The organism is Sulfuricurvum sp. (assembly GCF_028710345.1).
Lineage (GTDB): Bacteria > Campylobacterota > Campylobacteria > Campylobacterales > Sulfurimonadaceae > Sulfuricurvum.
The window spans coordinates 45721-57504 of record NZ_JAQTUH010000006.1; the positions used below are offsets into that span (position 1 = coordinate 45721).

Here is an 11784-nt window from a genome sequence, read left to right on the forward strand (position 1 = left end):
ACCGTCTCCACTAATTTCGGGTCAATTTATAGTTAAATTCAGAACCACCGATAGGTTTCAAAATCAATGTTATAAACACATAAGAGTCATTTACTGAGTCAGATCCTGATATATTCGTTAATATCGGACGTCGATTTTGGACGTATCGAAGACCAAAATCAAAACATCGTTGCGTATATAAAAAACCAATCTCACTATGCTTCAACACATCTTCATGGTAATCATACGCTACTAATCCAAAGATTTTATAATGTCGATTATATTTGTATTCGAGATCAGCATTCCAATACGATGCATATTGCGGATAGCTATTCAATAATGTATCGGTGTAATAATGCCCTAGACTTCCTTTTACCACACCATCATTATAGCGAATGGTGTTTTGCTCTTTGGTAACACGATCACGATCATGATTATAAGCTGTTTGGTTATAATAGGAAATAGCGGAGCTTATCTCCCACTCCAATTCATTTTGAAGTTCCCCGTAATAACTACGGATATCATCATAACTAAAGGTTTGGCTCAATCGATCCACCAGCCATTGCTTTTGATGGTCATACCAATAGTTGTTAACCCCTAAAGAGAGAAAATCTGTCGGTTCATTAAGCCCGTAAAATTCACAAGGGTACCCTGCATAATTGCTGTTTGTTGCATCACATTGCCCATGGTATTTGTCATAATATCCATGATAATCACGTGCCCCTGATTTCGAATAACTAATGTTAGGGGCTATAACATGGGTCATATTTTCATCATAGTTTTTTACTAACATAGACCCTACCGAAAAGATGTGATCCAGTTGCGTATAGTATCCTGATGGATAGAGGTTCTCATTTTCTCCGGTTCGTGTATTACCGTAAAAAGAGATTGCGTGTGCTGTAGTATTAGCGGTATAACTAAGATCTACATAATCATCAAAAAGGGCTGTTTGCAATTTTACCGGTACGTTCATATCGGTTTGGACAGCACGCTTTCCATCGGGGCGATAAAAATTGGTTGCCGTGATATCGCCATTGGCAAGAAGATGATTATTAAAAAAAGTCTCTAAATAACGATGATATTGAAGTGACGGTAACGTTTGAATGGTTTGAGCATTATCGGTTTGATCTAGATATTGATAATGTTTAAAATAGGTACCGAAATAATTATTTTCACTGCTATAGTAACCATTAATACGCGAGAGAATCTGATTAGTCGTCACATTTTTAGTTTCATCACTTTGGAGAAGATTGAGATAATCAACATCGTTCATCCACGACCCGCTTAGATAAAGTCCCGATTCTCCTACCGCATCTATTCCAAACCAATTTTTCAAAATATCATCATGATGATAATTCAGATCAAAACCATAATGTTTATCATGGGCTAAATCATATTTTTGGGCATAATCACTTTGTTCTTGAAAGTATCCAAAACGGATAGAGCCTCCGGATGTGGGAGAATCAACAAAACGGAAATCACTGTACATCCCCCCTCCACGAGAAGTTCGGATTTGGGGACGGAACTCTGCATCGAACCAATTCGTAGGAGCCCAATAGATAGGCTGCTCATAAGAGATCCCCTCAGAGTTTGAAAGAGCAAAAGAGGGGATTAATAATCCACTTCGGCGTGTATGATCGGTCGGATATCCAAAATAGGGTGAATAGACAACAGGGACATCATCGATATACAATGTTGCATTGTAAACATTCACCCACATGTTATTCGTATCATAATCGGCACTTGTAAAATGTATTTTCCAAAGAGGGTCAACCGAATCGCACCCTGATAACATACCACTCGATAAATCAATCTTACTTTGGCACCCCATCGCTTCAGAGGTACTTATCCATGCACTACTATTGGCATCAAAGGCATAATAAGGTTTGGAGTAACGGGTATCTTCTTTTAAATTGATTCGAGAATACTCACTAAGCGCATGGTATTGACCCGATCCTTTAAACGCATTGACCGAGCCTGTAGCTTCAATAATCGAGCTATTATTGTCATAACTAAGCTTTTGTGCACTGAGTATCTGATCTTGATATATTATTGTGGGGTAAGTAGTTGAATTAATAATAGAGCCGTTTGCATCCACTTGCGTTGCTACCAATTCTACTCTATCACCGGCACACAATAGTGTAGCAGTAACAAGACTAACAAAGAGGTATTTAGACATCAATTACCAGTGTTTTAGCACTTAAATCGTGCCATGAGCGACGATAAGGATCAAACATTGCCCACAAGAATCCAAGATAGAAAAGGACTTCGCTGACAATTCGAAAAACACTCCGATTGAAAGCACTTAAAAAACTGGGATGCGAGAGGGTAGTGATTTCAACAACCCGTATTTTCATAACAATTTTCCCGATGGTTGCACCGTATTGCATTGTAAAAAATGTTTGGTACGCAATTTTAATCATCATGTATTCTAAAATGAAGGTGTTAATCACTTCAATCATTGCTTCTACGGTTGTAGCCGCATTTATAGAGTCCCATAAAATAATCATTAAAAGCATCGAAAGCAATAATTCATCAATCCCAAAAGCAGCCGTTCGAGAGCGTATCGAAGAGAGTTGAAGCTTTTCGCGTAATATAAGCGTTTCGATGTCGTTGTTCATTAGCGCAGTGCTTGATAAGCAATATCGGTACGGAGTTTTTTACCGGCATAATGGACTTGACCGCATAACATATAGGCACGATCACGCGCCTCTTTAATACTCTCACCCACACCGACACACACAAGAACCCGTCCACCCGTGGCATAGAGCTTCCCATCTTCTTCGGCTACCCCCGCATACGCGATATGGGTGTTTTCGGCAATATCACCGTGATGTATCTCATCCACCACAATCTCAGCAGGGGTAGAGTTATCATACGGATAATTTTTACTCGCCATCACCACACCGACGGCATATTTTTCGTAAAACTCAACAGTGAGAGAATCTAATTGTTTCGTCGCCGCTTTGTAAAAAAGTTCACGGGCAGGAGTTTTGAGCAGTGGCATCAAAATCTCACACTCAGGATCACCGAAACGGACATTGAATTCGAGCGTAATCGGTTCACCCTTGACCACCATAATTCCGATAAACAAAACACCCTCAAACGGCGCACCCTCTTCTTGCATCCCGAGCAACGTTGGGCGAATAATACGCTCTTTTACTTTTTCATAAATCACATCATCTACAAGTGGAGTCGGTGCATACGCTCCCATCCCACCAGTATTAGGACCCTCGTCATTATCCAAAAGACGTTTATGATCTTGCGCGGCAGGGAGGAGGATAAAATCTTTTCCATCACACAGTGCAAACATGGAAAGCTCATACCCATCTAAAAATTCTTCGACAACAACCCGTTTACCTGCATCCCCGAACGATTTTCCGCTCAACATCTCAGAGACAGCTACCTTTGCCTCTTCGTGACTCATCGCGATGATAACACCTTTACCCGCGCACAAACCATCTGCTTTAACAACAATCGGAGCCGTTAATGATTCGATAAATTTGAACGCATCACCGATGTGGTCAGTTTCAATATAGCGAGCCGTCGGGATATTATATTTGGCCAAAAAGTTTTTCATATAGACTTTTGAGCCTTCCAACTGTGCGGCGGCTTTACTTGGACCGAAAATCACCAACCCTTTGGCTTTAAAAATATCGACAACTCCATCAGTTAGCGGTCCCTCAGGGCCAACAATCGTCAAATCAATGCCATTATCGAGTGCAAACTGAGCCAATTCATGATAATCTTTGATACCGACATTTTCGCCCAACATAGGAGTTGCACCGTTACCGGGGGCGAAATAAAGCTTAGATACTTCAGGGTCTTGTTTTAAAACCCGACCGATTGCAAATTCGCGTCCACCGCTACCGATTACCATTATTCGCATAAATCACCTTGAAAAAAAATTATCTTATCTAAAACACGTTAACGTTTCTCAAATAAGATAAATATAACTCTGCTTCGTCAGAAGCTAGCTTCAGTAGCCCAAGCGGCTAGCGTAGATGGAGGGATTTCATTCCTCTATCGTCAAATTAGTCCCGGGCGGGCGTCTCGCAGTAGCTTCGGTTCTCAAAGCCGAAAAAAGCCACTCGAGCGTCTTTTCCGGCGACAATCTCTCACGTAAAAAATACGTTCAAACGAGACCACCGACACTCAAAAACGACTACGGCTGTGACTCCATGTATATGTAGAACCCTCAAAATGCGATTACTCGCTTCGCCCAGAGTTAATAATTATAACTCTAAAATCTTAAAAGGGTGATGAATTTACGTTTTCAGAGGCAATTTGACGCGCTAAAGTGACAGCAGATTCGACACTCATCGTTGGACTAAGATACGAAACTATCCCGCAAGGAAGAGCTTTTTGGGTTGTTAAGCCGATGACAACAACTTTATGAGAGGGGAGAATAGAATGATTTTGGATAAAACATCGGATGGTGGATGGTGAAGTAAAAATCAATACCCCCTCTTGCGAGAGGTGAAAATTATTCGCTTCGGGGTTACATGTTGTCTCATACCCTATCACCTCATTGATATCATACCCATATTCACGTGCCACCTCAATCCAATCCGATGCCACTACTTTCGGACGGAGATAAAGCCATTTACCTTCACGTTTTTTTGAGTTTAAAACACTCGGAATCGACTCTCCATACCCATCTCCTACTTCAACATCAACTGCCCCAACTTCCCTTGCTAACGTAGCCGTACCTTCCGATACACAGATGCATTGAAGCTGATTCCAATCGAACTTATAATTTTCTAAAGCTAAAACAGCCTGTTTGGAGGTGAGGATAACTCCTTCATATTGGGAAAAATCGATAGATGGAGCTAAAAAAGAGATAGTGAGTATAGGGATGTGAATAACCCCATCATAAGGGGTTTTCGAGATGAGATAGATGGGGCGCAAAAGCGTACCCCTTACTCCCACTCGATGGTTGCGGGTGGTTTTGAGCTGATATCATAAACAACACGGTTAATGCCGTCTACTTCGTTGATAATACGACGACTGATACGCTCTAACAACGTATGCGGAAGGTGAGCAAATGTTGCCGTCATTCCATCCACCGCTTCGACAACGCGGACACATACGGTGTTGTCATAAGTACGGTTATCCCCCATAACACCGACCGATTTGACGTTCAAGAGAACCGCAAACGCCTGCCATGTTTTGGTGTAATAACCGCTCGCTTTAAGCTCATCGAGCAAAATCGCATCGGCTTCACGAAGCAAATCCAAATCGACTTTGTTCACTTCACCCATGATACGGATACCCAAACCCGGTCCCGGAAACGGATGGCGATTGACCAAAGATTCAGGGAGACCAAGTTCAATTCCTAATTTACGAACTTCGTCTTTAAACAAATCACGTAATGGTTCAATCAACTCGAAATCCATCCAATCAGGTAATCCACCAACGTTATGATGGCTTTTGATTGTCACCGATGGACCGTTAACCGATACTGATTCAATAACGTCAGGGTACAACGTCCCTTGTGCTAGGAATTTAATCCCATCGTGTTTTTTGGCTTCTTGTTCAAACACTTCGATGAATGTATGCCCGATAATTTTACGTTTCGTCTCAGGATCGGTTACACCTGCGAGTTTACCGAGAAAATTTTCTGATGCATCAGCGACCACGAGAGGAACTTTGAGATGCACTTTGAAAATATTTTCGACCGAATCACGCTCTCCCTTGCGAAGTAAGCCGTTATCGACGAATACGGGAATCAGCTGATTGCCGATTGCTTCGTACAACAATGCCGCAACAACGGATGAATCAACACCGCCGCTGAGTGCACAAAGAACTTTTCCATCACCCACTTGAGCACGGATTTTGATGATTTGCTCTTTGAGGAAATGTCCCATATCCCATTTTTCGGTAATTCCACAGATTGTACGAGCGAAATTACGGAGCATCAAATACCCCTCTTCTGAGTGGTTCACTTCCGGATGGTATTGCATCGCATAGACCATCTTCTCTTCATTGGCGATAGCCGCATAGGGAGAATTCGGAGAATACGCGATAGGAACGAACCCCTCCGGTAATACATCTACTTTATCCGAATGGCTCATCCAAACGGTACGCTCATCTTCACACCCACTAAAAAGAGGGGAGTGTTGCGTCATATCGATGGTAAGTTCCGCTTTGCCATACTCATGGTGATCACTTCGGATAACACTTCCGCCGAAATCGACCGCGATACGTTGCATCCCATAACAGATACCCAAAACAGGGATACCAAGTGCATAAACCCCTTGATCGACCGTATAAGCGTCTTTGTTATAAACCGATGAAGGTCCACCGCTGAGGATAATCCCTTTAGGATTTTTTGCTTTGATAGCATCGATTTTAGTGTGGTACGGAAGTACTTCACAATAAACTTTATCTTCGCGCAAACGGCGAGCAATGAGCTGAGTATACTGGGAACCAAAATCGAGAACGATAATATTGACGTCTTTCACGCTGAAGCCTTTAGGTGCAAGATTGGATAGATTTAAGTATGTAATGATATTCTAAACTTGTTTAAGATTAGATACAATCACACTAAAAAAGAGATACACCCTCGTGGAAATAGTTACAACATTAATTTTACTCTACCTTCTAATCATCATTACCGCCTCATTATGGGCTTCTCAAAAAACAGGCATTGCCGATGTTCTCTTTTACCTTATCGGTGGACTGGCAGCCGTTAATCTCCACCTTTTATCACCCCATTCGGCGACCATAGAGACATTTGCTTTTATCGGGAGTATTTTTCTATTTTTCTATTTGGGTCTTGAAGAAAACCTACAAGGCTTTAGTGACGGGATAAAAAAAGGGTGGAAAATAGCGATAGCAGGGGTTATACTCCCTTTTGGCGTCATCTACGGTACACTTTTTTTGCTAACACATGATACGATTAAATCCATCGTTTTTGCTATGGCATTTGCCCCGACCTCTATCGGTATCGCTTTTTTAACCCTTAATACCCTTAAATTTAACGCTAAATCAAAACTTCAACCCACTATCGTCGCCGCCGCACTCACAGACGATGTTCTCTCCCTCATCTTGTGGGGGATTCTCGGAGGTGTTTTAGTTTCACTTCAAAATTCTTCATCGGTAGCAATTTCACTCGAAACACTCGGTACACTTGCGATTAAACCCATTTCAAATTTTCTTTTCTTTGCCATATCGATGGCACTTATCGCTTATCTTTTTTTCCTTTTTCGCCCCACATCGGCATTGTTAGAACAAAATACCCTATCCTCACTCTTCATCAAAACAAAAAATTCTATCTACCGACGTATTGGAGCAAACCAATTTTTGGGGAGACAAGAGCTCAATTCAGCCATCATCATTATGATATTTTTGGCCTTTTTAGGCGCATTTATTGCAGAATATTTTGCTACCAGCGTTGCATTAGGTGCTTATTTCATGGGACTTATCATTAACAAAGAGCATTTTGGTGATGAAAGCGCAGGACAAGAACAACTCTTTCATGAATCGAGCGAAAAAATTCGCTTTTTAACCCTCTATTTATTTGCACCCATTTTTTTTATTAGTATCGGCTTGCAAATGGAAATCGCAAGTTTTACACTATTAGCGAGTATTTTAGGAAAAGCACTACTCGTTTCGGGGGTACTCTTTTTAGCTCAATTTGTTGCAGCGAGCTTTACAGCACGCTACATTAATCATCTCCCATGGCGTTCCGCTACACTCATCGGGATTGCGATGCAAGGGCGCGCCGAAGTGACTTTTTTGGTCGCGATGGCAGCTTTATCGATGAAACTAATCACCTCTACCGATCTATTACTCATCTCGATTAGTGCATTTATCCTTAACCTCAGCGTCCCATTTTTATTAAAAATGGCTGCTCACTATCATGAAAAAAAAGATTACGAAGATATCCGATAGTGAACCCCTATCGATTCGTGTCGATTTAATGCCGATTGGACAATAGCACGAGCACTCAATAATCGTAATTTTAACAATCGCCCAACCTTCGAGCTTAACATCTCTTCGATAAGACGCAACGCTTCATTTAACCCCTCTTGAGTCCGAACAATAGATACTTTGTCCCACATCAATCGTCGCAAAGCATCTTTTTTCTCTTTATCACCCACCATCTCTAACGGCTCGCTAGAGAGCTCAAATATTTGTCTGCAATGGCTCGGTATCGACGAAAGGATTGATTCTGAAGCACGACGACCGAAAACCAATCCCTCTAACAATGAATTACTCGCTAAACGATTCGCTCCATGCACTCCCGTACACGCCGCTTCCCCGACAACATACAATCCATCGTAGTTTGGAACTCTCCCTTCCAAATCACTTTTTATCCCTCCGATAGCATAGTGAAATGCAGGAGAAATAGGGACACGATCTTGTGGAAGGTTATATCCCAAATCACGTAAAGCCTTAAAAATATTGGGAAAACGGTTTTGAAAGTACTCTTTATCAAAATGTGCACAAGAGATATAAACCTGACTCGATGTACGCTGTTTATAATCAAATATAGCTCGACTCACGATATCACGCGGAGCCATTTCCCCCCGCTCATCGTATTCATACAAAAAGCGATACCCGTTTTCATCCACAATCCATGCACCTTCTCCACGAAGAGCTTCTGTGAGGAGTAATTTTCGTGCACCACTCCCTGAAACAAAGACCGTAGGATGGAACTGCATCATCTCCATTGATTCGAGTTTAATCCCTTTTTCGAGACAAATACCATGAATATCAGCACTAATAAAACTGGAATTTGTATGATATTCATAGAGTGAACCCACACCGCCACTGGCAATAATCACATTGTCGGCATAAATAAGCTTACGAGCACCTTCCGTATACACCTCAACACCGCAACAACGGTTATCCTCAATCAGTAAATCGGTAACGGTTGCATTGCACAACATCGGATGGGGATTTTGATGGAGTAAAAAATGGTGCAAATACCGCCCCGTAGCATCTCCGCCCGCATGTAAAATTCGGCTTCGCGAGTGGGCAGCCTCTTGGGTATAGAGCAAATTTCCGTTTGCATCGGTATCAAATAAAAATCCCCGCCCAATTAAATCCTCAATAACCTCTTGCGATTGTTCACTCATCATTTGAACGGCTTGCTTATCACACATCCCTGCTCCGGCTTCGAGTGTATCGCTTACATGCAGCTCAATATCCTCCGTATCATACGCGGTAGTAACGCCCCCTTGTGCATAGTAGGTATTACACTCCCACGGATGAGATTTACTGAGTATTAGGACTTTTAAATGTTTCGGTAATCCTATCGCCGCGTATAATCCCGCAACTCCGGCACCGATAATGACAACATCATAACGCAACTTTTTTTACCTCTTCAGACTTTGGTTCGTAATAGGGAGGAGCTTTATATCCGCAACCGCTTAACACGACCAGTGCCACCACAAACAATAACACTTTTTTCATTCTCGACTCCCGCCATAGTCTACCTATCAATTCTTTAAAGGGGGATGGTATAATAGCTACCATAAATACTTTATTAAGAAATAGCCGTGATTGAAAAAATACGCTCCTTGCCCCACTCTCCTGGAATCTACCAATATCTCGATCCGAAAGGGAGAATTCTCTACATCGGAAAGGCAAAAGACCTCTCCAAACGGGTGAAAAGCTATTTTAACCTCACCCCTACCCTCTCCCCAAAATCAACCCTTTCGTTGCGCATCCAAAAAATGCTCTCCGAGGCAATATCGTTACACTATATCGTCGTCGAAAAAGAACATGACGCACTAATTTTAGAGAATTCTCTCATCAAACAGCTCTCTCCCAAATACAATGTCCTCTTGCGCGATGACAAAACTTACCCCTACATTTACATCGATTTAAATGAACATTACCCCCGTTTCGACATAACCCGAAAAGTTTTAAATGGTAAAAATATCCGCTATTTCGGACCCTATTCGAGCGGTGCACGCGATATTTTGGATTCTCTGTATGAGATGCTTCCGCTGGTGCAAAAAAAGAGCTGTTTACGTAGTAAAAAAGTGTGCCTTTTCTACCAAATGCACCAATGTTTAGGTCCTTGTGAATTGGACGTTGCTAAAGAGTACTACCTCACTTTTGTCAACACGGCAATTTCATGGATTCAAAATAAAGCATTACTTATCCCAAAAATCAAAGATAAAATGGAATTTTATGCCGAAGCACTGCGATTTGAAGAAGCGATGGGACTGCGTGATCGGTTAGAGCGGATTGAAAAAAGTGTCGTCGCTACCGCTATCGATTTGGCACGAAACGTCTCGTTTGATATTTTTGCCATTGCTACCCACAAAAACCGAGGATGTATCCTCCGTCTTTTCATCCGTGATGGTAAAATCGCCTCCAGTTCACACGATTTTTTTACCATCAACGATAATTTTTCACTCGATGAGGGGTATGAACAAGCACTCCTTAACTACTACGGAACGACTAAACCCCCCATTATCGTCCCCATTCTTACCACACATACGTATGAAGAAAAAGGGTGGATAGAGGAGTATCTCAGCCAGCTTTTCGAGAAGAAAGCACTCTTAGAAACTCCAAAAATAGGGGTTAAAAAAGAGCTAACTACCTTAGCTTACAATAATGCTATAGAACTGTTAAAAACCGATAAACCGAAAAATTATGAACTTCTTGCACCTCTTAAAGAGCTTTTTGAACTCGAAAAACTTCCCAACCGTATCGAAATTTTCGATAACTCTCACCTAAGCGGAGTCGCTACAGTGGGGTCAATGGTCACCTATGCCGATGGTGAATTTCAAAAAAGTAGCTATCGTACCTATCATCTCCACCAAAGGGATGAATATGGGCAAATGGACGAAATGCTCCGTCGCCGAATAGAGAGTTTTAGCGAAAATCCCCCTCCTGATTTGTGGGTTCTTGATGGGGGATCAACCCTGCGTAATCTTGCAGTAGAATTACTAAATTCTATGGGAGTTTCGTTAGACGTTATTGCAATTAGTAAAGAAAAAATTGATGTAAAAGCACATCGAGCCAAAGGTTCGGCACGAGATATTCTCCATATTCACAACGACATTTTGAGACTTGAACCCTATGATAAAAGACTTCAATTCATCCAAATGTTACGAGATGAAGCACATCGAAGTGCCATCACTTTTCACAAAAAAACAAAATTAAAATTAGATCAAGAGACCAAATTTCTCTCTCTTAAAGGGATAACAAAACCTAAAATTGCTAAACTATTGGAATATTATGGGACTTTTGAAGGAATCAAAAATAGCTCTTTTGAGACACTTGTCGAGTTAATTGGGACACAAGATGCCACAATTATTCAAAATATATCACGAATTGAGCAAAACTAAGAATTCTTTTACCTTGTTTATGCCATATTCCATACACTATAATTTCAGAAGTTTTTTAGTAAAGGGATAAAGCATGGAGAGACCAACCGCACTCGATGAAGAATATTTTTTCGAAGGACGTGCTATTGTTAGCGAAACTGATCTTGACGGAGTTATTACTTTTGCCAATCGACGCTTTTGTGAAATATCGGGATACAGTGCCAGTGAACTAGTAGGTCAGCCTCATAATATCATTCGTCATCCCGATATGCCCAAAGCTGCGTTTGCTCAAGTATGGAAAACAATTCAATCCGGGACTATTTGGCATGGACTTGTAAAAAACTTACGCAAAGACGGAAAATATTATTGGGTAGATACTGAAGTCTCTCCTATCTATGATAATGACGGAGTTGTCAAAGGGTACATGGCGGCTCGCAAACCCGCATCACGAAAAAATATCGAAGAGACCGCACAAATTTACAAACAAATGCTTGAGCAAGAAAGCTAA

The 11784-nt window shown here is 41.5% G+C and carries 11 protein-coding genes; 4 read left to right on the forward strand and 7 right to left on the reverse strand.

All coding sequences use genetic code 11. The features are described from left to right. Positions 1-10: 10 nt before the first annotated feature. The 3 genes from lptD to purD are packed head-to-tail and all read right to left on the reverse strand — an operon-like array spanning position 11 to position 3868. Positions 11-2158 carry an LPS assembly protein LptD gene (gene lptD / locus PHC76_RS09060; protein ID WP_299969750.1) on the reverse strand — a complete coding sequence of 716 codons (2148 nt, stop codon included), beginning with the start codon at positions 2156-2158 and terminating at the stop codon, positions 11-13. Continuing rightward, positions 2151-2600, reverse strand: a complete 450-nt coding sequence (locus tag PHC76_RS09065) for an RDD family protein (protein ID WP_299969747.1) — start codon at positions 2598-2600, stop codon at positions 2151-2153. Before PHC76_RS09065 ends, lptD begins: the two co-directional genes overlap by 8 nt. Next, entirely contained in the window at positions 2600-3868 is a 1269-nt protein-coding gene (gene purD / locus PHC76_RS09070) for a phosphoribosylamine--glycine ligase (RefSeq protein WP_299969745.1), read from the reverse strand. The genes PHC76_RS09065 and purD overlap by 1 nt, the downstream gene beginning before the upstream one ends. A 115-nt stretch (positions 3869-3983) precedes the next feature. Here purD and PHC76_RS09075 point away from each other — a divergent pair, with 115 nt between their 5' ends. Then, positions 3984-4172, forward strand: a complete 189-nt coding sequence (locus PHC76_RS09075) for a hypothetical protein (RefSeq protein ID WP_299969742.1) — start codon at positions 3984-3986, stop codon at positions 4170-4172. A 58-nt stretch (positions 4173-4230) separates the two neighbouring features. Here PHC76_RS09075 and PHC76_RS09080 read toward each other — a convergent pair whose 3' ends face one another. Both PHC76_RS09080 and guaA read right to left on the reverse strand, forming a co-directional pair. Further along, positions 4231-4890 (reverse strand): uroporphyrinogen-III synthase, encoded by a 660-nt coding sequence (locus PHC76_RS09080; RefSeq protein WP_299969740.1) that lies wholly within the window; start codon positions 4888-4890, stop codon positions 4231-4233. An 11-nt stretch (positions 4891-4901) separates the two neighbouring features. Continuing rightward, a complete protein-coding gene (gene guaA, locus PHC76_RS09085) occupies positions 4902-6446 on the reverse strand; it encodes a glutamine-hydrolyzing GMP synthase (RefSeq protein WP_299969737.1) in 1545 nt (514 codons plus the stop codon). Between the two features lie 103 nt (positions 6447-6549). Between guaA and PHC76_RS09090 the strand changes: the two genes are divergently transcribed. After that, positions 6550-7878: a cation:proton antiporter gene (locus tag PHC76_RS09090; protein WP_299969734.1), complete on the forward strand. Its 1329-nt coding sequence runs from the start codon at positions 6550-6552 to the stop codon at positions 7876-7878. On the opposite strand, the gene nadB is transcribed toward PHC76_RS09090, so the two are convergent. Then, entirely contained in the window at positions 7860-9302 is a 1443-nt protein-coding gene (gene nadB, locus PHC76_RS09095) for an L-aspartate oxidase (protein ID WP_299969732.1), read from the reverse strand. The genes PHC76_RS09090 and nadB overlap by 19 nt on opposite strands. Next, positions 9292-9405 (reverse strand): lipoprotein, encoded by a 114-nt coding sequence (locus tag PHC76_RS09100; protein ID WP_299969729.1) that lies wholly within the window; start codon positions 9403-9405, stop codon positions 9292-9294. Before PHC76_RS09100 ends, nadB begins: the two co-directional genes overlap by 11 nt. Before the next feature lie 80 nt (positions 9406-9485). Between PHC76_RS09100 and uvrC the strand changes: the two genes are divergently transcribed. Beyond that, complete coding sequence (gene uvrC / locus PHC76_RS09105; RefSeq protein ID WP_299969879.1) at positions 9486-11297, forward strand: excinuclease ABC subunit UvrC; 1812 nt, start codon at positions 9486-9488, stop codon at positions 11295-11297. A 73-nt stretch (positions 11298-11370) separates the two neighbouring features. Further along, the gene (locus PHC76_RS09110) at positions 11371-11784 is read left to right on the forward strand and encodes a PAS domain-containing protein (RefSeq protein ID WP_299969726.1); all 414 of its coding nucleotides are present in this window, start codon (positions 11371-11373) and stop codon (positions 11782-11784) included.